Origin of the sequence: Brevibacillus sp. BC25, from assembly GCF_000282075.1 — a bacterium.
Classification (GTDB): domain Bacteria; phylum Bacillota; class Bacilli; order Brevibacillales; family Brevibacillaceae; genus Brevibacillus.
The window spans coordinates 191150-212288 of record NZ_AKIX01000039.1 but is presented as its reverse complement, the minus strand read 5'-3'; the positions used below and the strand labels follow the sequence as shown (position 1 = coordinate 212288).

The window sequence follows — 21139 nt, the reverse complement described above, 5'->3', positions numbered from 1 at the left end:
GCTTCCGTGATATTATCCATGATGATCGATTGGATGCGGCAGCCACTCTGCTCAACATGAGCCAGCACATCGAGATAATGATGCAGCATCATGCGCAAGGCAGGGCTTTTCCGATAAGATTGATCGACAACGACACAGGACAGAAAATAATAGACTTGCTCGGGAGAAGTAGTTAAATCTTCGATATCCGCAGTCGTCATCAGGCTGTCTTTAAACGTCCCTTGCGCAATTTGCAGGTAGATATGCGGCTTGACGGGAAGCAGGTTCATAAAAGCAATGATGCGCCCATTCTCTTCGATCGCAACAACCGAATCGGGACGAAACAAATACCAATTGTAGCTCTCTTGGTACGGTGTAATAAATTCAGCATCATAATATTGAAGCTCGAGTTGTTCCATTTGTCTAAAATGCTCAAGGTGCAAATGCTCCATGATCTTCATAAATAAATCTCCTTCTTTACGCAAAGCGGCTTTGCCGTAGAGCTTCGGCTCGCTGTACGCTTTCTTTGGTCCAAGGTGGAGTCTTGGGATGAGCCATTATCTCCTCCAGTGTCATCCAAGATTAAATAGCGAATAGCTCGTTTGCGAGTTCCTCGAGTGTGCGGATATCTTGCAAAGGCAAACGATCAGGAAGCATGTAGAAAACGTCCATGGCATAGTGCTGCGTAAGCCCGTGTGCTTGACGATAGAGGGCTTGCGCCATCGCTTTGTGGGCAAAATCGGTGGTTAGCGGCCAATTGCTTGCCTCGAGAAATAATTTCAGCAAGGTCTTGTCACAATCGAACAAATCCAAGTGCAGCTTGGCGAACTCATAATGTCGATCTGTCACCATCATATCGCCCCAATCGATAATCCCGCTGAGACGGCCATTCTCCACAAATACATGACGGAACATCAAGTCACCGTGGACGACGACAGGATCAAGCGGACCAAGTCTCGCAAGATAGTCGTCAATTTGGGAGATCAAATGCGGCGGCAACGAGCTCTTTTTTGCAGCAGCAATCACATCCATGTCCGCCCAATCTGCGTGTGTAGCGATCCCGATTGGAGGTAGCGCATGGACTCTCGCCATTTGTTTTCCCAAGTCGGCAGCGACAAAGAGCTGTTGTTCGCAAGGTAGCTTGGCATTTTGCCAGGAGACGCCAGACATGCGTGTGGTAATCAAGTATGGCCATGGATGGTTGGCATCATCGAATAGGTACCCTTTGGCAAGCAGTCTGGGTGCAGCAATTTCCGGGTCGTTGGCGAGCAAGGTCTGTGCAGCACGTTCAACAGAATGGCTCTTACGCCATGGTTGTAAGTATCCGAATAGTTTGACTACGACATCGCCGTATAGAAAGGTAGGATACGTCCCGCCAATCCCGGCCACCAGCTCTTGATCTGCTTCGAACAGGTCATGACGTTTCAGAATGTCAGCAATGTAAGGCATCCAGAAGCTGGTGTCGTTACTGTACAATACGTATTCTTGCAAAGTTGTAAAAGTGGGAGGATGTACGGGTTTGTTCCTTGCTGAAAATACTGAACCATCCATAAAAATACCTCCTCGTATAGACGATTTTGCTGTTATTCCATCGTACTAGGTGACAGCTCGCAAATATAGCGTATAAATCTCTGGGTTTCCTTTGCCCGCTTGATTCTGTTCGAAAATAAAGATGGTTCGTTTGATTGGTAGCGTATTCGCAAGGATTCTTTCAGTAAAAGATGCCATTCACTGGGAAGTTCTTGCAGGGCTTGTTCTACGGCTTTTCTCTTCGGAATAATGCTCTCATGGGTGAGAGCGTAATAGATTCGGCATAAGGTGAAAACGGCGAATTCTACCCACTCATCGAGCATGAATTTCACCATGCTTTTTCCTTTCGGCGACCAATAATCATGTATATTGTATTTCATCGTTTCCCCGACATCAAACCACTGGGTAGGGATGTGTAATTCTTCAACACTTTTCCCCATAACGGCAATGCCTTGTTTCTTGAGGATCCACCACGTCACATGATTGATATCATAGTGACCGGATGATTTGAATGTCCCACTGTCAACGTAAGGATAAGGCTCCAAGGAGGGATTGGTTTTTCCGATGTCATCCAGCTTGATATACATGCCGTCCATTCTTTTAGCGAGTGAGTTGTCGTTTTGGAGAGCATGATGAATGTTCTTGAGCGTTTCTCTTTCGGCATTCGTTAACCCTCTATGCAAGAGTGTAACAAAATCAATATCGCTCTTATCTTCCTCGAAGCCTGACAGAGCAATCGAACCATACAAATACACACCATAGATGACATCAGGCAGTTCTGCCATGAGTCGTTGCGTATAGTCGTGTAATAAAGGTCTAACGCTTTCCGGGATTCTCGTGTTCATAAGGAAACTCCTTTTTGGTTATCAATGCTAGCTTGATGTTCATCCTGTAATCATGCACATTGGCTGCCCAACTTTCTCGAATTCATCTGTGAAATTGATTTTTGTATAGAAGCTTGTCGCGTCTTGCGAGGATATAAGGAATACGAGAACGCCATCGCCTAAAAGCTCAGTAAGGTGGTTGAGTAAGTGCTTTCCGATCCCAAGCTTCTGGTAATTTGTATGTACCGCCAAGTCGTTTATATAACAATCAAATGTATGATCAGTCATGGCACGCAAAAAGCCGACGAGCTCCTCTAGATATTCAGAACTTGTTCTGCTGTAAGTGGCGGATTTTTTTGAAAAGCGATTTCCATAATTTTCATACCCCCAGTAAGTGAAATAAAGTTTACTTGGTTTTTGATTTTCTCGCAAGATGACGTCGATTTGCTAGAAACGCCTGTTCCTACGAGAAATAATGCTCTTGACTTTACACTCAACTGGAGAGTGTAGAATCTAAACGACAAAATCAGAAGAGAAGGTGAAAACATTGTTTAAAATCAGCGAATTCTCCAAGCTGAGCCGTATTCCGCTGCAAACTCTACGTTACTACGATCAAATCGGACTCTTAAAACCAGCCAAGACCGACGAATCGAGCGGTTATCGGTACTACTCTGCGGAACAACTGCTGAAGATCAATCGAATTGTGATTTTTAAGGAATTGGGATTCACGTTGCAGCAAATCTCGAAGCTATTTCATGAAGATATATCAGCTGAACAGATTCGCGGTATGCTGAAGCTCAAAGAGAGTGAGATCGAGCGCAATCTAAATATCGAACTCTCCAAGCTTTCCCGGATAAAAGAACGAATGCAGCTTGTGGAGTGTGAGGGAAAGATGGATAAAGAACAAGAAATCGTTGTGAAGCACGTTGAATTCATGCACATGGTTACTTACGCTTCCACGGGCACGGTTGACGATATCCCAAATCTTTTCGATATCTTCGATGGCCTGCTTGATAGCCGAATCCGATCTGCCTTATCCGGCCCGCGAACGGTGTTATGGAACGTATCCGGCAGCTCGGCCCATGAGTTTGAGCTTGAGGCCGGTTATGTCGTGAAATCGGAAGCCCTTAGGCTGCCCGAACATCTTCATTTCCGTTCCCTGCCCTCGGTGACGATGGCCACGATGTTATTCCGTTCGGATTCAGGATTTTCAGAGACGGCATGCTTAAACCTTGCTGAATGGATTGAGCAGCAAGGCTTTCACATAAGGGGCGACCAGCCCGGTAGAGAATTCTATGTTCCACTACCTGGAAATCCGGGTGTTAATCTCATCGAAATCCAAATTCCAATTGAAGATAATGAGGAACGTTCATGAACAATAAATGGGTCGTTTATTCGCTTGCACTGGCGGTGTTTCTAATTGGGACGATTGAATATATAATAAGCGGAATTCTTCACATAGTAGCAGCAGATCTTGGGATTACGACATCCGCAGCGGGGACGCTCGTCACAGCGTTCGCCCTTGCCGCAGCAATTGGCTCCCCCGTCGTGATCGCTACAACCATCCGGGTGGACCGAAGAAAAATACTGCTTATGATGCTCGGCATTTTTATTTTAAGCAGCATCCTGGTCTATTTTAGTCCTTCGTTTGAGATGATGCTAATGACTCGAATAATCCAGGGGCTCAGCGGAGGGGCTGCCACGGTGATTGCAATGGCTGTCGCAACGCGTTTGGTTGAAGAGCGTAATCGAGGTCGTGCAATCGGCACTATTCTGATAGGGTTAAGCAGTTCGCTTGTTTTAGGCGTACCTGTAGGCACGTTATTAAGCGAAACGCTTGGGTGGAGAACCTTATTCGTCATCGTTGGGTCGCTGACGGTAATTCCGCTGCTTGCGGTTTTCCTCAGAGTCCCTTCCATTACGGAGAAGAGAGCCATTACGCTCGGAATGCAGCTTTCAATTTTGAAGGATAAAAAGATTGTGCTTGCGGTTCTCATTACGCTTTTCTATATAGGAGGATACTCTGCACTGTTTACGTATATATCACCCTTCTTGCAATCGAATGCCGAACTGTCTGCGGCGGCCCTTTCCGGCATTTTGCTGCTTTCAGGGATTTGCAGTTTTGCCGGCTCCAAAATCGGAGGCGTCGCAGCGGATACGAAAGGGTCCAAGTTCACAATCTATGCCGGACTGTCGCTCCAAGCTGGAACGCTACTGTTGCTGACCTGGTCAGACGGCTTGATCTATGTTGTCACCCCGTTGATCATGATGTGGATGGCTGCCACATGGATGACCTCCCCGGCACAGCAGTTATATTTGGTTACCTTGGTGCCCCAGTCACCGGATATTGCTTTAAGCGTCAATACTTCGTTTCTCCAATTCGGCTTTGCTATTGGCTCAGGAATTGGGGGATTGATGATCAGCAGTTCCTCTATAGACAATCTAGGCTTGGCAGGATTTGCATTGGTCTTGCTAGCGCTTCTACTGGCAGCCTGGTTGTTTGCTTACGATAAAAAAACCGGACACGCAGCGAGAAACAATGACAACAGAAGCGTCTATACAGAGTAAGAATTCTCCAACAACTCTCTCCTTATGCGTCAAATACCCCCCTCTTTTTGTGCAAGTTGATTCGAAATTCTCTTGTAAGAAATACAAAGATGAGGTAAAACTTGGATGTATCTTATGCCGATACAAAGAGAGAGAGGACCAAGCGTCTGAATGATAAGAAGGTGAGGATCTGCGATGAACTTTTTCAAAAAGCTATTCGGTGGCACGAACAACGGAGAAAAGGCAAAGGACGGCACTACAATTTACACATATGACCAGCAGGCAACTTATGAACCCCCAGCTCCTATGGAATATGTAGAAGAAATCGGGAACCACTTTGAAACAGCATTTGCGGGAAGAGAGAGCAGTGTTTTTCACGAAATTATTTCCGATACGATCCATATCGATGTGAATGTGATGAGCCCTACAGAAGAAGAACCATTTTGGGTTCTGTATACGAATGGGATGAGTGACTTACCGATGACGATCCCGGATGAAATACAGGAGCAGATGGAAGAGAATATCGAGCGAGCAGAACTGATGATATTTTTGCCGGCTTCCTGGGAGCTGACACAAGAGTCGCTACAGGATGAAAATAACTACTGGCCAATCAGACTAATGAAGCAGCTGGCACGGTTTCCTCATCAGTACAATACATGGTTGGGATACGGACATACGATACCGAATTATCAGGAATATGAACCATATGCGGATGGTACGGGTTTAAATGGAGTCGTTTTGTTTCAGCTATCCGAGGAGATCAGTGTCATTCCCACCAAGGACGGAAACAAGATTCATGCCTATTTCTTAATTCCTTTGTATAAAGAAGAGATGGAATATAAATTGGAGCATGGCATGGATGCGCTATTGGATAAGTTGTTTGAGCTGGAAGATGACGCGCTTATTCTGAATCCGAATAGAAGAAATACGTGCAAGTAAAAATATACGAATTCCCCACCCCTTCGATTGGAGGCAAACGATGATCCATTTTCGAGTCGCAACAGCAAAAGACCTGAATAGAATTGTTCAAATGCTTGCGGATGATGAATTAGGTAAGACGAGAGAGCGTTACGAAACTCCGCTACCAGAAAGCTACATAAAAGCGTTTGAATCCATTGATGCAGACCCTAATAATGAATTGATTTTGGCGTGCCGTGATGAGGAAATTATTGGTGTGCTTCAGATTACGTTTACTCCTTATCTGACACATCAAGGTAGCTGGAGAGCGACGGTTGAGGGGGTTCGGACTGCATCTACGGAAAGGGGGCAAGGAGTTGGGAGCAAGTTAATCGAATGGGCCATACAACGGGCGAAAGATCGAGGCTGCCATCTGTTTCAACTAACGACAGATAAACAACGCGAAGATGCGTTGCGCTTTTATGAACGATTAGGATTTAAAGCGACGCATGAGGGGCTGAAAATGAAGCTGACGATCGACTAACAAAAGTACGATGGAGAAGGAAAACGGGTTCCATATACGTAATATAGAACCCGTTGCTACTCGGCAATGACCGAACCAAGTCAGTCACGTTGTCTTTGCCTATTCGATTTCAATTCGATTAATATCACCAACATCCAAATTACCAAGCTGTATGGAGAAACTTGGTTTCCCCGGACTTCTCAAAATATAGCCGCCCCAGTCCCGGCCGCCGTAAGCCGTATACCCAGAGATATCTATGCCGAAAATGTCTTTAATAAGTGGCTTGGTTACGGGAATGACTTCATTTAATGCTTTGATTTTATAGTTATCTGTTACATGGCTCACTTCATACACTTGACCTGTATTTGCTCCGATCATTACCTCATATTTCTTTTGTTTATTCATGAGCAACCATTTATCTTCACTTTCGTCTGAGCGTTTTTGGGCTTGGGTAAAGGAAAGATTTTTTTCATTGGATAAACGCATCAAGGCTGTTTGCGCGATGGAGATGATCTTTTGGTCGACGTCTTCTAGGTTGTAATTCAATGTGAAACCAGACACTTTATTTGTTGGGAAATCGACTCTGACGTACTGTTTGTGTTCTGTCCAAAAGGAAAAATATGCCTGATTCTCACTTTTGAAAAAACCGGTACTTTGGAAGGTAACCTGTTGTTTCGTATCCTTAAATGCTTCTCGTGCAGTCTCTACATATTTATGATAGGGCTTCGGTAATTCGTTGATCGCAAACTTCGCGAAGACGGTAAGAACCTCTGTGGTACCAGGCTTAAAAGTTACGATAGCTTCTCTGGATTCTTGATCCTTTGCTTGTACACTATAGGAGTCTGCGTCTTTCTCAATCTCTCTAAATGGGAAGGTCTTCTGAATGCCACTCGCATCTTGTACGGCTTTTTGAGCAGCAGCAAAATACGTTTGTTCTTCAGGAGACAAGGCTGCTGCACTGCTCGTTGATTCTGCTGGTGCAGAAAATGGTTTCATCCAGAAAAAACCGAACAACAGGCCGCAGGTGATCAGCCCTTTTGCCATCCATCCATAGAACATTCTTCGCTTGTTCACTTTTAGAAGTCTACCTCCTTCTTCTCGCACACCCTTTAATATTGCTTGGTTTCGTTCTCGGGAAAGGATTTGCTCGGGGAATTGATTCAATTCTTCCAGAATGATCTGCTCATCACGTGATGGCATCGTTCATCACCTCCGCAATCGAAACATGCATTTTGTTTTGAATCGCTTTTATTGCTCTATGCAAAGTAAGATTGACCTTGGCTTCCGTCCATCCCAAAACCTCCGCAGTCTCCTTGCTCGATAATCCCTTGATTCCTCTGAGTATCAACACGTCCCGATAAGAAGACTTTAACTGATTGATCATTTCATAGAGCAGACGCTTGTTTTCACTTAACATCAGCGACTCTTCCGGTGTTTTGTCGTGAGACACGAGGTGCTGTAAGAAGATATCCGGCAACCAGCTGATTAGCTTTGTCTTGCGTCTTTCATCGATTGCTACGTTTCGTGCTATGGCAAACAGCCACGTTTTTGGATTCTCAACCTCTGTTCCCTGCATAGCTTTGAGGGCACGAATAAAGGTCTCTTGAACCAGATCGTCGATGTCTGTTCGTCCCGTATAATAAACGAGAAATCGATATACATCTTGGCTGTATGTGAGAAACCATTGCTCGATTCGTGCGCCAAAATGATCATCCACTGTGTTCCACCTCCTTATCACTGTATAGACGGAGTAGCTGCTGACAATCTTTCACTTTCATGAAAAAAAATGAGACACCCCGGATAATCAGTCAGGTGTCTTCGCTCTACTATATCATTGATTGGAATCTCATCCTCGACAATTAGGATGGTAGCCACTTGGATCACCTCTCGTAAAAGCGGGACGCAGATTAGTTGCGTCCCACTCTAGTAGCGGTATTTAGCCCATAAATGTGATTTGAATTCGCGTGTTAAAGCGATCGGTAACAACCCAGCCCGCTGGAATCTGTTGATTATACCTGATCCATCAGGACAACTAAGAAGAGACCTAGACTTGAAGCCATACTTTTTTTAAGCATAAACAAGCCACCTTTCTTTTATTTTCATCCATTATTTGTAATTTAAATATATTTTTAACAATCGCAAAACGACGTTTTTGTGAAATGCTCTATATTCATTGTCTTGTCACAAAATGAAAAAGAGGGCACGAGTCCCTCATGCGAAAACTACCTATACATTAAAAAATTCTTTCGCAGTCTTGGTAGTTGCGCTGGCCACTTCCTCAGGGCTCAACCCCATACATTGCGCGACTGCGTGCAGTATATGTCTCAAATACATGGGCTCATTCCGACCATCCACAGGCTTTTCTTTCAAATCACGAGGGGTTAAAAATGGCGCGTCCGTTTCAACCATCAAACGATTCAAGGGAATCTTTTTGACAAGCTCCCGAAGATGCTTCCCACGTCGTTCATCACAAATCCATCCCGTAATCCCGATATGAAAGTCCATTTCTAAATAGGTTTCCAGTTCCTTGGAGGTTCCGGTAAAGCAGTGTACAACCGCACGAGTGATACTTTGACGATGCTCTTTAAGGATCGAGACAAAATCAAGGTGAGCATCGCGTTCATGTAAAAACAACGGCAGTTGAAGTTCTGTGGCCAGGGAAATTTGTTCGATGAACCATTTTCTTTGAATATCACGCGGGGAGAAGTCACGGTTATAATCCAACCCGCATTCTCCAATCGCTACCACATGGGGAAGAGATGCCAGTTCTCTTAATTTCATGATCGTCGATTCATCACAGCTTTTTGCATCGTGAGGATGAATCCCTGCCGTAGTGTACAGCTTTCCTTTGGAGCGACTCGCATATCGTGAGGCATCCATACTGTTTCTCAAGCTTGTCCCTGTCAAAATTAATGGATAAATTCCTTGTTTCTCTGCTCTGGCAACGACCTCATCGCGATCTTGGTGAAAGGAGCGGTGCATCAGGTTTACGCCTATATCGATGATCTGTGTATTCAAGAGAATCAATCCTTCCTAGTAAGAGGTATGAGTACGTACTGATTTTCACTGAAATTCCTATTTTTGGTTGTGTTTCATTATAGCTGATCGAGTTGTGATGTTCTAGAGACGAAAAAACCTCCCTGCGGTGACAGAGAGGAATCGTTTCTTTCTATTCTCATGAAGGAATGGCATCTAATGCTCGCCTTACTTTCCTTGCGAAAGCAAGAGGTTTATCAACTGCTTCAATATTTACATATATCAAGCGGGGACGATCGAATAACCATTCATTACGGACAGACGAGACTTTGATGCCTTGATTCCGAATGGCTGTAATGAACGGATTGACTTCTTTCTGCAAGAACGCAGCTCTCCCTAAACAAAGGGCCTTACCCGTTTTTGGATTCAAGGATTCAAATGAAAAAGAAGACGTTACGCGAAATCTTTTCCCCAAAATGATCGCTTTTATTTGATTTCGATTGATGGTCGAAACGCATTTTCCGCCAGCAAAGCCAAATTGCCCCCTGATAATTCTGGAGAACTGCTCACAAAGTGAGACTTTTTTTGGCATTCCTCGTTTCCTCCCTGTTTTTGTTTATCGTATGAAGACAGGTATAGGATGGAAACGGATGATGGCCTATTCTACGGTGTATGAAACGAGAAAGGACAGAGCGTCAGAGACGGCTCCATCCTTTTGCCTATCACCCAAAGTGAAAGATTTTCTATTACTCAACCAAAAATCTGCTTATAAATCAGATCAGCATTCTCTTTCTTTACAAACTTTCGAACCTTGCCTTCTTTATCGATAAACGCCCAACGATAGCCCCATTGTGCATCTTCCTCTGGCGTTGGTTTGTACGCAAACACTCCTTTGTTTGAGCCTTTCCAATCAGAGTCGGGTCCATATTGATTGTATTGCATCAATGCATGTTCTTTATAAACGTACTTTCTAAGAGTCTGTTCTTTATCCAAAAAGGCCCATCGGTAACCCCATTGCGCTTCTTCCGCTGGTGTTGGTGTGTAAGGAAATACTCCCGCTGGATAAAGGTTTAAATGACTTGTAGATTCACTTATCTTTGCTTCTGCTGCTGTAGGTACTGTATAACTCACTACTCCTGTTGCTACCATTGTAGCTAGGAACATTGCGCTCATGGCTTTTTTGTTAATCATATGAATCCTCCTCTTGTTCTTTGTTGGTAAATGTAAAATATTGGTGATATGTATAATATAATAGAAATAAAAGGGAATTAAAACAGATGAATCCATATTTTTGAATAAATCACACAGCTCGTCTCTTAACATAGAGTCGATCGTTTTAATCTACTCCTTTTAATGATTCAATCATATTGATGTTGGTTACTTTTCTCCGTAGCAGTAGATTGGACAGAATCGTAAGCAAGTAGGCAAGAATAATAGAAACCAATAGGATAGGAATAGTTAATTGATCCGGGATCTGCTGATGGGTACTAGACAGTGCCTTGACAATCATGGAATAAACGTAACCGCTTATCGGCAGAGCTACAAGGATCGCAAATGTAGTGAGTATCATGTTTTCAAAAAAGATAAGTCTGTTTATTTTATGTTTTTGATAGCCTAATACCTTAAGTGTTGCAAGCTCGCGATTCCTTTCATAAATGTTGATGGAAGAGATTGTGTATATCGCGCCAAAAGAGAGGATGACGGCGCAAACAATAAACATGATAAATACAAAATTGTTTTGTTTCAAAATATATTCAGCGGTTTTCTTTAGATCATCTCTATCTGAAATGGTTTCTACATGAGGATCTTGTTCAAAGAAGTTACGAACGCTAGTAAGATCTACAGAGCTATTTGCTTGAACGAAAAGCGAGGTTGGGCTGTAGTCTATGCCAAAGCTCTTTATATAGTCTGGAGTGATATAAAACGAAGGATTCGAATACTGCGTAGAAATATGTAAAACCTTCATTTCAACAGATTTATTTTTAAGCTCTGGTGCTTGGAACGTTATTTGGATGATATCTCCTGCTGAAATATGATATTTGTCGGCATAGGATTTTGGTACCAGCACACCATTATGACCTAAAGTGATCCGGTTTTCATTTTTGTCAAAGAAATGGATGAGAGTGTTTTCTTTTTCAGTAACTACGAGAGTGGCATTATCTTTTTCATCACCGTTTATGAATTCAACAGGAAAGGTGGATAAATAATAATGATTTTTCATACCGGAGGGGAGCTTTACCGTATCAGTAGATGTTTCCATCGAATAATCTACTCGTAAATCATACGTATAGACATCTTCAATTTGGCTAGCTACTTTTTGCAAGGCAGATTGAGTACCAAAAGCAGTGATTAATAAGACCGTGCTTACAACAACGCCAATTGAGCTCGCTAAAGCTTTTTGTTTATTGAGGAAAATATTTCTCAAAATGAGCTTGTAGCTATAGGAAATATGACTCCAAATTCCCGGAATTCTTTCTATCAATAGCGTTTTCATCTTCTTTGGCGGTTTAGGACGCATAGCCTGAGCCGCACGTTCTTTTAATAGGGTTCTACCACTTAAGTAACATGCTAGGATTCCAAAAGCACTGGAGAAAATAATGGGAGGAATGAAAGAATAAAAAGAAAGGGAGTATGTAATGCCAGGCAGAGAGTAGGCTCTTGCACTCGATGCAGTTACGAATGGAACAAATACGAGAGAGGCAATAACACAACCGATGATTGAGCCTATGATACCTGCCAGCACAGGGTATCCCATGTAATGAAGCATGATGTTTCTGTTTTTGACACCTAAAGCCTTCATAATACCTACTTGGTTTCTTTGAGAGTCAATCATTCTCGACATGGTAAGAAACAGGATAATGGCTACAATCAAAAAGAGAACGAAAGGGATAACCATACTCATCAATTTGTTATTCTGGATCGTTTCATTTATTTTCGAATAGCTGAAAGTCCGTTCTTTACTTACTTGGTTTACATAAGAAAGGTGTTTGGATTGTCCTTCAATGGATTGACCCAATTTATCAATATCGTAACCTTCTGTAGCATCGATCATGATTTCATTATAGGAAAGACCACCTAAGATTTCAGGGATTGTCTCTTCGGCAATATAAGCGACTCCGTAGGTTTTATGGTCTTGTATTTCATTCTTTTTTGCATGTTCGACATTCTCACCCAAGCCGCTAATGGTAAACGTAAAATTCCTTTCATTCGCGTTAATACTGATTTCATCGCCGACTTGAAAAAGATGTTCTTTTGCATATCGAGAATCTAATAATATCTCATTCTTTTTTGACGGGATTCTGCCCTCAATTATAGCAATCGTGTTTATTTCGTTTTTGACAGGGATGGAATGAATTTTCAAAGAAGCTTTATCACCTTCAAAGGCTTGTGTGGCATCAAAGGTATAGCGTCCTTCCACTTTTTTAATGCCTTCTATTTCACTTAAAATAGCGACATCATTTATGGAAATTTGATTGTAAAATACATGCAGGTCGCTTAAGTTATGTTCTTGAAAATAACCTTCTGTATAAGCACTAAGATTATTGCTATAAGTGACTAGCCCCCCATAGAAAAAGGCTCCTACTGCGATAACCAAAACAAAGGCGATAAATTGCCCGATCGATTGTTTGATATCCCTTACTAATTTTAAAAATAATTTCATCTTCACCACTCAATCCCTTCCACACTGTGCTTTTCACGATTAATGGTAACGCTTTCAATCATTCCGCTTTTCACCTTAATAATTTTGTCAGCCATAGGAGCAATGGCGGAATTATGTGTGACCAATACGATGCACTTTTTCGTTTCTTTGTTCAAATCCTGGAGAAGCTTTAAGACGGACTTACCTGTCACATAATCCAATGCTCCGGTTGGTTCGTCACATAGTAAAAGCAAAGGATTTTTGGCAACAGCTCTCGCGATTGCAACTCTTTGTTGTTCGCCACCAGAGAGCTGAGAAGGGAAGTTTTTCATACGATTTTGTAATCCAACTTTATGTAAAATCTCTTTCGCATCCAGATGGTTTTTACATACTTCCGTGGCAAACTCAACATTTTCGAGAGCGTTTAAATTCGGAATTAAGTTATAGAATTGAAAGACAAAACCAACTTTCTCACCGCGGTATTGCGTTAATTTTTTTTCGTTGAACCGGGTGATTTCTTGATCGCCAACAAATACTTGACCTGAGGTAGCCGTATCCATTCCGCCTAGCAAATTCAAAATCGTACTTTTACCAGCACCACTGGCACCCAAAATAACGACGAATTCTCCTTCTGCGATGGAAAAATCAACACCATTAAGCGCCTTGATTGGCACTTCTCCGATTTTGTATTCTTTCGATACTTTTTTGAATTCGATTAACGTCTTCACGGATTACATCTCCTCGGATCTTATTCTTGAAACTTAAATACCATAATATACCAAGTGGGAGTAGTTACATCCCGCAGTCGATGTATTTTGACATCGGTCTCCAGTAGGAGTTTGATCTCGCGTGTTCTCTACACGACCAGTATCGCCTTTAAACGGAGCAGCCTCTAAAGGGCTACTCCGTGTCCATACTATTTCCTCACGAGAAACCAACGGGGGATTAACACCTCACATGTTTCCGTTTGAAGCCAAGTTGATCTTTACTTACTGCCTTTTGAATATTATCGAAAGCATTTAGGAACTTGCTTTTTGCTTTGTCTTTTTGGACTTCTACAGGCCCTACTGCTTTTGCGATTTCGACCGCCTTATCGTGGAGTGGCAAATAGGAAGTCCCCACGGTGTAAATGAAATTATTCATAGCATATTTCGTTCGATCGGGAGAATCGTGAATCGTATTTTTCACAGTTTCAAGCATATTGGCAATTTTGCTTTCGGTAAATTCACGATCTGGGCGATTACCCAAAAGCCAGCAGTAACAGCTCCAGCCCGCAGACATTCTGAGCTCTTCGCCGCTTATGATCCAGTGATCAGCAACTTCTTGGGCAATATCTGCTTCAGATAAGGTTACTGCAACCACATAATCGGACAGCATATAAAAATAAGCTGAATCCATCCACCGATCAAAATCCGGCTTGGTCATTGCTTTTGGATCTGCGATCACTCCGGCAAAGTACATGGCGTCGTAGTTCCCGGTAGCGTAAAGCTGTTCAGCCAAGGGTTGATTGATCTTGATTTTTCTCGCCATTGGCTTCATAGCGCCTGTAGCCACGCCAAAAAGTGGTTCGTGAGCGCCATTGGATAGATAAATTTTCTTGGTTCGTTCCTTGCCGAGAGCTTCAAGCTCTTGCATGACCATTTTTAAATCCATCGTATATCACTTCTTTCATTGACGGGTATTTCCTTAAGATTATAACCATCAAATCCATGACTCATGAGTCTCGATATCAGGGGTACCCGTTTAAAATGATTGACTATATTATTAGTGATTATTATAATAACTACCATAGAATTAGAGGTTATTGCAATAATCACTAAAGATAAGTATTCAAGGTGGTGGTTTTCTTTGGATGAAATTTATAAAGAACTTCAGAAATTAGGATTTTCACAATATGAATGCAAAGCATATATAGGGCTTTTAAAGCAGTCTCCTATAACTGGATATGAGATTAGTAAAAGATCAGGTGTACCTCGTTCCATGATTTATGAAGTATTAGGGAAATTGTTAGATAAAGGAGCAGTTTATACGGTACCTTCTGAACCGCTGACCTACTCTCCTTTGCCAGCTAAAGAATTAATCACGCGATTGCGTAATTCCTTTGAGCAATCATTTGATTATCTTGAAAAAAATCTATCTGCCTTAGAAAGTGAACAGCAAGTAGACGTGGTTCGACGGATTAGTAGTGATGAACTGGTTATCACTGAAATGGTTGACATGATAAACAAAGCCAGAGAAGAACTATGGTTATCGATTTGGCAACCACAGGTTTCATTTATTAAACAGGATGCAGATAAGCGGGTAAAAGAAGGTATCCCTGTATTTTCCATTTTGTTTGGAGCACCCGATACCGAGATAGGTGCAACCACTCATCATGATTACATGTCTCCTAAAGTAGCAGAGGAACGTATGAGTGGTCGTTTAACCATTGTCTCCCGAGACAACGAAGAAGTATTAATAGCAAATTTCGCTCCAAATACCGCTGCATGGGCTATAAAAACACAAGACCCAGCACTTGTATTAGTAGCAATGGAGTACATCAGGCACGACATTATGTTTGCACAATTAGTTAAGGAAATTGGCCCCGAGAAAGCCGAAGCTGTCTGGATTAACCATCCTGACCTGTTCCATGTGGTTACAGGAAAACGGTTCAAGTAATTTGAACCGTATTTTCTTTCACTTTTTCATAGTAGTTATGGCAATAACTCCCTGAATGTAAATCAGGCTAAGGAGGGATAAAATGGGTTTAGCGAATGACCAAATCGAAACGGTAGCAGATTCAAGAGATAAGGATACTTTTCGCCAAGGTGTAAAGGATTGTGTCCCTACGTTACTGGGTTATTTAAGCATTGGATTCGCTGCTGGTGTTATCGAAAGGACAGCGGGTCTGAGTATAGCTGAGATAGCCCTGATGTGTTTAATTCTTTATGCTGGCTCAGCCCAATTTATCGCTGCCGGAATGATGGCAGCAAGCAGTTCGATTACCACCATTATTATTACGATTTTCTTTGTTAATCTTCGGCATCTTTTACTTAGTGCAGCCCTAGCACCATATTTTCGGCATCTTTCTCCGCTTAGAAACATGCTAGTAGGGTCTCTACTTACCGATGAGTCGTTTGGTGTTGCTATCAACGAAGCTGCAAAAAAGAATTACATTAGTGAAAAATGGATGCACGGTCTAAATATAACGGCTTATCTAAACTGGTGTATAGCCAATATAGCCGGAGCATTCTTCGGACAATGGATTTCAAATCCTGAAAAATTAGGTTTGGATTTTGCTTTGACAGCGATGTTTATTGGGCTTCTGGTACTTTCGATGTTAAGTCGAAGGAAAATTAAACGTGATGTGATTGTTGCGATAATCGCAGTTGTTATTGCTGTGGGAACCAGTTCAGTTTTTTCTGCCAGTATGGGAGTTATTGTTGCTACAATTTTTGCTTCAACGATAGGGATGGTGATGGAAAAATGGAAGTAAGATGGGATGTTTTTTTGATCATTGTAGGGACAGCTATTGTTACATTCATCCCTAGAGTCCTTCCTCTTATGGTGCTGAGCCGTTTTCAATTACCAGAGTGGGCAATACGATGGTTAAGCTATGTCCCCATATCTGTTATGGCTGCTTTAGTAGCGCAAGAGATATTTAAGCATGGTGATAAGATTTCTTTTTCTATGAATAACGTTGAACTTTTAGCGGCCATACCAACCTTTTTCATTGCGATAAAAACACGTAGTTTATTGGTAACTGTACTTGTAGGCATTATTGTTGTGATGGTATTACGTTTTTTGTTTCCATCTTGATCGCTTCAAGATGTTCATGTGATTTCCGTTTTCTTTCCTGACCATAACTGTCAGTGAAGTTGTTTTACAATTCATTTGTACATGACGCTACAGGGAGGGAATCACTTTGAAGGAAGTGTTCATTTTTATTACGGATGGTTTTGCTGATTGGGAGGCAAGTTACGTCAGTTCCGAACTAAACAAGCCAGGAACAGGATATCGAGTAAAGACAATTGCCATTGATCAGGAACCTAAAGTTTCAATGGGTGGTTTAACGGTCCTTCCGGATTATACAGTAAACGAATTCAATCCGAATTTGGATATCGTCATGTTAATCATACCTGGCGGAACGGGATGGAGAGAAGAAAAGAATCAGCAAGCAAAAGTAGTGGTAGAGTATTGTGTGAGCAAGGATATTCCTGTCGCTGCCATCTGTGATGCTACGACTTTTTTAGGGAATCATGGATTTTTGGACAATCATAGACATACAGGCAATACCCTAGCTTATTTGAAGGAAGGAGCTCCGAACTACAGAGGAGATCAACATTATGTAGAGGGTCAGTCAATCCGTGACGAGAATCTCATCACTGCGAATGGAAGCGGTGCATTGGAGTTTTCAAGACATATTTTGGAGAGATTGGGCGTTTTGGAAGGCGAGGAATTGAATCAATGGTACGAGTTATTTAAAAAGGGCTACTTTTCCTCATAATAGTTTGGTTTGATAGGAAAGCACGAAAGCATACACGCTTGGGTGCTTTCCTATATTTTATTCAGATGCTTATTTAAGTTGAAGCAACGTCACACTCTCCACATGTGTTGAGGTGACAGGGAGTACAAACCTTAACTTGGGAATGGCATTTGCTCTATTTAGCAAACTATGCACTATGCAATCAGCAACCGCCGTTAATTTGATGTAAATATTTTATAGATCTTCATCTAGATCATCCACATATAGATCATGGTCATCTAGATCATCTTCATCTAGATCATCTTCCTCAAACTTAATATTGTATTTTTCAATCATCTCGTCGATGTTTACTCTATTATTTTTATAGAAATTATAAGTTTGGTCGTCAAGTACCCATTTAGTTATCCATGCATTTGAAAAATATTTGTTTGCATCATGTAAAACCATAGCATCTCTTAATAACCCTAAGAATGTCGCTGAACAAACAGTAAACTTAACTAAATCACTACCTATAATTTCATCAATATCGGATAGTGATTTTAGGCCATACAAATTTAATTCTTTTATTATATCTTTTTCACCGCCTTTAAAGCTGGCTTCTATACTAGTATCTTCAATAAATTTAGCAAATTTTATCTTTAAATATTCTTCAAGAGAAGTACTATTTATATCTATCTCGCCTAGATTTCCTTTAGAGGTATTGTTAATAACTGAGTCCTTATATGTATCAATTTCCTTGGCTATAGCATTGAATTCTCTATCAACTAATTCAAGCGTAGCAGCTGCTAGAGAAAACCGCCTCTCTATATCATTATCAGGCGGTAACACTCCTTTAAATTTATAATTCCGATCATGTGAAATATCAGCCCAGGCATGCTCAAGAATTGTTCTAATCTGCACCTCAAAACACATACCCTTGAATATCCGATATTCAGGTAGTTTTAACCGATCATCTGTTAATTCAGCAACATAATGTATAGATCGATAGCCAACTTTATCGTCACCAAGTTCCTTTGCCTTATCTACACTATGTTGTTGATCAATATTAAACAAAGGCTTGATTATTTGGCAACAAGTATCCACTTCTGATTTAACGTAAGTAATAACCCTAATACCTGCTAGGTCTTTTAATTCGTTAATTGGATCCCTATATTTTTCTTTTTTAGCCTTCTCAGAAAAACTTTCAATTTCTTTTGCCCTACTGGAAATTACGTAATAGGATGCTCCATTAGCATTCAAGACTTCTCTAATAATAGATTCAACTTTTTTGGCTAGATTTAAGTATACTGGTCTTTTATCAATGTACCAGTTAATTGCCTCATCAATATTTTTTACTTTTGTAGCAATCACTAATGGTCACCACCTTATATGCTATTCTTCAATTTTTTACATATTTCTACAAATGATTATAAAAACCTTCAAAAACTTATGGTCAATATATGATCGTAGTATTTTTAGTTTCCCAACGCACGCAAAATAAAAAACCCTGATTACTCAGGATTTTTCTCTTTATTTCCTATTTAATACTGCTACACTCTCCACATGCGCCGTATGCGGGAACATATCCACCGGCTGCACGCTCTTTAACTCATAACGCTGCATCAGCTTCCCAACATCCTTCGCCAGCGTAGAAGGATTACAAGACACATACACAATCTTCTTCGGCTGCACATCCAACAAGGAACGAATCAGCGCATCATCCAGCCCAGTCCGTGGAGGGTCGACTACGACGACATCCGGTCGAGTCCCTTGTTTGGCCCATTTTGGCATCAAGACTTCGGCGCGACCCACGTGAAAGCTGGCATTCGCCGCTTGGTTACGCTCTGCATTTCGATTGGCATCCTCGACAGCCTCAGGAATCAGCTCGATTCCACGAACCTCACGAGCATAAGGAGCGAGCCACAAACCGATCGTCCCTGTACCACAATACAAATCGAGCACGAGTTCTTTTCCGGTTAGTCCAGCAGCCGTTTTTACCTGATTGTATAGCTTTTGCGTCTGCTCGGGGTTCAATTGGAAGAAGGCACGAGCCGACAAATCGAAGGACAGCTCACCCAGCTTTTCAGCAATGGAGGCCTTACCCCACAACGATACTGTCTTGTCACCGAAAACAAGCGATGTTTTTTGCGTGTTTACATTTTGTGCGATTCCTACCAGCTCTGGCAGTCTCGTACGGAGCTCCAAAAGTAGCTCTTTCACCCGTGGGATTTCTGGAGTAGCCGTTACAAGCGTTAATTGCGTTTCACCCGTAGCAAAAGCGACACGAGCTACGATCGTGCGGATGACGCCCGTCTGTTTTTTCTCGTCGTAGACCGGAATTCCGAGCTCCTCGATGATTTGTTTCGCTGATTGGACGATTTTCGTTGTCGCTTCATGCTGTACCTGACAGCCTTCCAGGTTGACGAGCTTGTGGCTGCCTGTTTGATACAGTCCAGCGATGAGCTTGCCTTTTTCCTTGCCCACCTGAAACTGTGCTTTATTTCGATACGACCACGGGTTATCCATACCAATCGTAGGGGAGACTGGTGGCTGATTCAGTCGAGCGTACTTGCGCAGTGACTCGATGACGATTTCCTGCTTGCTCGCGAGCTGTGCCGCATAATCCATGTGCTGCAAGCTGCATCCGCCACACTCCGCATAGACCGGACAGGGGGGCTTTGTGCGAGATGCTGATTTTTCAACGACTCGTAAAAGACGCGCGGTCGCGTATTTTTCTCTTGCCTCGGTTACCTCTGCATGGACGACCTCTCCAGGGAGGGCACCCTCTACAAAAACGATTTTTCTTTTAAAATAGCCGATCCCTTCGCCATTAATGCCCAAGCTCTTGATCGTGAGCGTCATTTGCTGGCCGACACGGATGCTGGCGTCTTGTTCTTTTTTATTCGTTGTCATCTGTTCCGTTCTCCTCAAGCAATTCAGTATTTCCCTATTATAGAGCATTACGAGAGAGGTTGCATGCTTGCGAGAGGGTCTCACAGATAATGGCAACTTCCTGTCCAGCTTTGTTTTTGTTATAATAGAGGTTGTTCAAAAAGTCGTCTTTTGATCACGAAGTAGTTCTGAGGGCTAATGCGACGTCGAAAGAGGCGTTCACCTTCGAAGTCCGGTGCTCATGTAGGTTCCCCTACACTCCGCTCCTCCTTCTTCAGGTTCTCGCCACTTTCTCGGTGCTGAAAAGACGACTTTTTGAACTCGTATTAAATAGTGCGGAGAATAATGAGGGAGTTGTGACGCTAGATGCAAGATCTATTTGAAAAAATGAAAGAATATCTCAATATGGATACTGAGATTTCTTTTGACGAGTTTGATGGCTACTACAAAAAGGTAACTGCGTTTCTAAACGATAGCTGGGAAACGCTGAACGAGGAAGATACGATGCACATGCTGTTCATCCTCGACAATCTCAAGTCAAACGGTGAAGATCGCTCCAAACGAAAAGTGAAGGAAGCGAAAAAATACGCAAAAATGGCACAGCGCACTGAGATTTGGGCGAATGCACTGATTGGCCGTCTGCGTGAAGCTGGTTTGACTGATGAAGAAATCGGCAAGCGTTACGAAGCGATTTACGAAGCAGTATAGGATGTAGCGAATAGAAAAACGGGTACCGTTTTGAGTGTAAAAGCTCGAAAGGGAACCCGTTTTTTTGTCATTGCTTTCCTGCCAAATAACAAGAAGATTGACAACTTGTGGGTTTCGGCGTAGAATGTTTAACTAATTCGAATAGTTCGTATGTATGAGCGTTGAAAAGGAAGAGTAGA

23 protein-coding genes and 1 other annotated feature (1 of these 24 only partly in view) are annotated in these 21139 nt (G+C 42.2%); of the genes, 9 read left to right on the top strand and 14 right to left on the bottom strand.

What is annotated here, in order from left to right; translation table 11 throughout:
• The 4 genes from PMI05_RS12035 to PMI05_RS31785 all read right to left on the bottom strand — a co-directional run.
• Positions 1-440: GNAT family N-acetyltransferase (locus PMI05_RS12035; RefSeq protein ID WP_007721628.1), on the bottom strand; the 440-nt coding region annotated here is incomplete at its 3' end.
• A gap of 121 nt (positions 441-561) precedes the next feature.
• On the bottom strand, positions 562-1530 hold the full coding sequence (locus tag PMI05_RS12030; protein WP_007721627.1) for a phosphotransferase family protein: 969 nt from the start codon (positions 1528-1530) through the stop codon (positions 562-564).
• Between the two features lie 32 nt (positions 1531-1562).
• Entirely contained in the window at positions 1563-2354 is a 792-nt protein-coding gene (locus tag PMI05_RS12025) for a nucleotidyltransferase domain-containing protein (RefSeq protein WP_007721626.1), read from the bottom strand.
• A 39-nt stretch (positions 2355-2393) separates the two neighbouring features.
• Entirely contained in the window at positions 2394-2765 is a 372-nt protein-coding gene (locus tag PMI05_RS31785) for a GNAT family N-acetyltransferase (protein ID WP_157230882.1), read from the bottom strand.
• Between the two features lie 115 nt (positions 2766-2880).
• Between PMI05_RS31785 and PMI05_RS12015 the strand changes: the two genes are divergently transcribed.
• The 4 genes from PMI05_RS12015 (at position 2881) to PMI05_RS12000 (ending at position 6321) form a co-directional block, all read left to right on the top strand.
• Positions 2881-3708, top strand: a complete 828-nt coding sequence (locus PMI05_RS12015; RefSeq protein WP_007721623.1) for a MerR family transcriptional regulator — start codon at positions 2881-2883, stop codon at positions 3706-3708.
• Positions 3705-4901, top strand: coding sequence for an MFS transporter (locus PMI05_RS12010; RefSeq protein WP_007721622.1), 1197 nt, complete (start codon positions 3705-3707; stop codon positions 4899-4901). Before PMI05_RS12015 ends, PMI05_RS12010 begins: the two co-directional genes overlap by 4 nt.
• A 174-nt stretch (positions 4902-5075) precedes the next feature.
• Positions 5076-5819 (top strand): suppressor of fused domain protein, encoded by a 744-nt coding sequence (locus PMI05_RS12005; protein WP_007721620.1) that lies wholly within the window; start codon positions 5076-5078, stop codon positions 5817-5819.
• A gap of 40 nt (positions 5820-5859) precedes the next feature.
• A complete protein-coding gene (locus tag PMI05_RS12000; RefSeq protein ID WP_007721618.1) occupies positions 5860-6321 on the top strand; it encodes a GNAT family N-acetyltransferase in 462 nt (153 codons plus the stop codon).
• Positions 6322-6420: 99 nt separating this feature from the next.
• Here the strand turns inward: PMI05_RS12000 and PMI05_RS11995 are convergent, their stop codons facing one another.
• From PMI05_RS11995 to PMI05_RS11960, 8 genes are all read right to left on the bottom strand, one after another.
• Positions 6421-7500: a hypothetical protein gene (locus tag PMI05_RS11995; protein WP_007721616.1), complete on the bottom strand. Its 1080-nt coding sequence runs from the start codon at positions 7498-7500 to the stop codon at positions 6421-6423.
• Positions 7487-8017 carry an RNA polymerase sigma factor gene (locus PMI05_RS11990; RefSeq protein WP_007721613.1) on the bottom strand — a complete coding sequence of 177 codons (531 nt, stop codon included), beginning with the start codon at positions 8015-8017 and terminating at the stop codon, positions 7487-7489. Before PMI05_RS11990 ends, PMI05_RS11995 begins: the two co-directional genes overlap by 14 nt.
• Before the next feature lie 509 nt (positions 8018-8526).
• Positions 8527-9327 carry a TatD family hydrolase gene (locus PMI05_RS11985; RefSeq protein WP_039960635.1) on the bottom strand — a complete coding sequence of 267 codons (801 nt, stop codon included), beginning with the start codon at positions 9325-9327 and terminating at the stop codon, positions 8527-8529.
• Positions 9328-9475: 148 nt separating this feature from the next.
• Positions 9476-9868 (bottom strand): DUF1259 domain-containing protein, encoded by a 393-nt coding sequence (locus PMI05_RS11980; protein WP_007721609.1) that lies wholly within the window; start codon positions 9866-9868, stop codon positions 9476-9478.
• A gap of 158 nt (positions 9869-10026) precedes the next feature.
• Positions 10027-10467, bottom strand: a complete 441-nt coding sequence (locus PMI05_RS11975) for a hypothetical protein (RefSeq protein ID WP_007721607.1) — start codon at positions 10465-10467, stop codon at positions 10027-10029.
• A 145-nt stretch (positions 10468-10612) separates the two neighbouring features.
• Positions 10613-12937 (bottom strand): ABC transporter permease, encoded by a 2325-nt coding sequence (locus tag PMI05_RS11970; protein WP_007721605.1) that lies wholly within the window; start codon positions 12935-12937, stop codon positions 10613-10615.
• Between the two features lie 2 nt (positions 12938-12939).
• Positions 12940-13644 carry an ABC transporter ATP-binding protein gene (locus PMI05_RS11965; RefSeq protein WP_007721603.1) on the bottom strand — a complete coding sequence of 235 codons (705 nt, stop codon included), beginning with the start codon at positions 13642-13644 and terminating at the stop codon, positions 12940-12942.
• Between the two features lie 217 nt (positions 13645-13861).
• Positions 13862-14569: a DNA alkylation repair protein gene (locus PMI05_RS11960; RefSeq protein ID WP_039960633.1), complete on the bottom strand. Its 708-nt coding sequence runs from the start codon at positions 14567-14569 to the stop codon at positions 13862-13864.
• Positions 14570-14764: 195 nt separating this feature from the next.
• Here PMI05_RS11960 and PMI05_RS11955 point away from each other — a divergent pair, with 195 nt between their 5' ends.
• From PMI05_RS11955 to PMI05_RS11940, 4 genes are all read left to right on the top strand, one after another.
• Positions 14765-15574 carry a TrmB family transcriptional regulator gene (locus tag PMI05_RS11955; RefSeq protein ID WP_007721598.1) on the top strand — a complete coding sequence of 270 codons (810 nt, stop codon included), beginning with the start codon at positions 14765-14767 and terminating at the stop codon, positions 15572-15574.
• An 82-nt stretch (positions 15575-15656) separates the two neighbouring features.
• Positions 15657-16391, top strand: a complete 735-nt coding sequence (locus PMI05_RS11950; RefSeq protein ID WP_007721596.1) for an AzlC family ABC transporter permease — start codon at positions 15657-15659, stop codon at positions 16389-16391.
• The gene (locus PMI05_RS11945; protein ID WP_007721594.1) at positions 16382-16714 is read left to right on the top strand and encodes an AzlD domain-containing protein; all 333 of its coding nucleotides are present in this window, start codon (positions 16382-16384) and stop codon (positions 16712-16714) included. The genes PMI05_RS11950 and PMI05_RS11945 overlap by 10 nt, the downstream gene beginning before the upstream one ends.
• Before the next feature lie 106 nt (positions 16715-16820).
• The gene (locus tag PMI05_RS11940) at positions 16821-17402 is read left to right on the top strand and encodes a type 1 glutamine amidotransferase family protein (protein WP_007721591.1); all 582 of its coding nucleotides are present in this window, start codon (positions 16821-16823) and stop codon (positions 17400-17402) included.
• A gap of 213 nt (positions 17403-17615) precedes the next feature.
• Here the strand turns inward: PMI05_RS11940 and PMI05_RS11935 are convergent, their stop codons facing one another.
• Positions 17616-18731 (bottom strand): GTP pyrophosphokinase family protein, encoded by a 1116-nt coding sequence (locus PMI05_RS11935; protein ID WP_007721589.1) that lies wholly within the window; start codon positions 18729-18731, stop codon positions 17616-17618.
• Positions 18732-18890: 159 nt separating this feature from the next.
• On the bottom strand, positions 18891-20273 hold the full coding sequence (gene rlmD / locus PMI05_RS11930) for a 23S rRNA (uracil(1939)-C(5))-methyltransferase RlmD (protein WP_007721587.1): 1383 nt from the start codon (positions 20271-20273) through the stop codon (positions 18891-18893).
• Between the two features lie 345 nt (positions 20274-20618).
• Between rlmD and PMI05_RS11925 the strand changes: the two genes are divergently transcribed.
• Positions 20619-20960, top strand: a complete 342-nt coding sequence (locus tag PMI05_RS11925; protein WP_007721585.1) for a hypothetical protein — start codon at positions 20619-20621, stop codon at positions 20958-20960.
• A gap of 152 nt (positions 20961-21112) precedes the next feature.
• Positions 21113-21139, top strand: a binding site (T-box leader); it runs 233 nt beyond the window's last position.

Coding starts and splice junctions, on each gene's coding strand:
- PMI05_RS12030 (WP_007721627.1), bottom strand. CDS start 1,530: ATGGATGGTTCAGTATTTTCAGCAAGGAACAAACCCGTACATCCTCCC.
- PMI05_RS12025 (WP_007721626.1), bottom strand. CDS start 2,354: ATGAACACGAGAATCCCGGAAAGCGTTAGACCTTTATTACACGACTAT.
- PMI05_RS12010 (WP_007721622.1), top strand. CDS start 3,705: ATGAACAATAAATGGGTCGTTTATTCGCTTGCACTGGCGGTGTTTCTA.
- PMI05_RS12005 (WP_007721620.1), top strand. CDS start 5,076: ATGAACTTTTTCAAAAAGCTATTCGGTGGCACGAACAACGGAGAAAAG.
- PMI05_RS12000 (WP_007721618.1), top strand. CDS start 5,860: ATGATCCATTTTCGAGTCGCAACAGCAAAAGACCTGAATAGAATTGTT.
- PMI05_RS11995 (WP_007721616.1), bottom strand. CDS start 7,500: ATGCCATCACGTGATGAGCAGATCATTCTGGAAGAATTGAATCAATTC.
- PMI05_RS11980 (WP_007721609.1), bottom strand. CDS start 9,868: ATGCCAAAAAAAGTCTCACTTTGTGAGCAGTTCTCCAGAATTATCAGG.
- PMI05_RS11975 (WP_007721607.1), bottom strand. CDS start 10,467: ATGATTAACAAAAAAGCCATGAGCGCAATGTTCCTAGCTACAATGGTA.
- PMI05_RS11970 (WP_007721605.1), bottom strand. CDS start 12,937: ATGAAATTATTTTTAAAATTAGTAAGGGATATCAAACAATCGATCGGG.
- PMI05_RS11960 (WP_039960633.1), bottom strand. CDS start 14,569: ATGGATTTAAAAATGGTCATGCAAGAGCTTGAAGCTCTCGGCAAGGAA.
- PMI05_RS11950 (WP_007721596.1), top strand. CDS start 15,657: ATGGGTTTAGCGAATGACCAAATCGAAACGGTAGCAGATTCAAGAGAT.
- PMI05_RS11945 (WP_007721594.1), top strand. CDS start 16,382: ATGGAAGTAAGATGGGATGTTTTTTTGATCATTGTAGGGACAGCTATT.
- rlmD (WP_007721587.1), bottom strand. CDS start 20,273: ATGACAACGAATAAAAAAGAACAAGACGCCAGCATCCGTGTCGGCCAG.
- PMI05_RS11925 (WP_007721585.1), top strand. CDS start 20,619: ATGCAAGATCTATTTGAAAAAATGAAAGAATATCTCAATATGGATACT.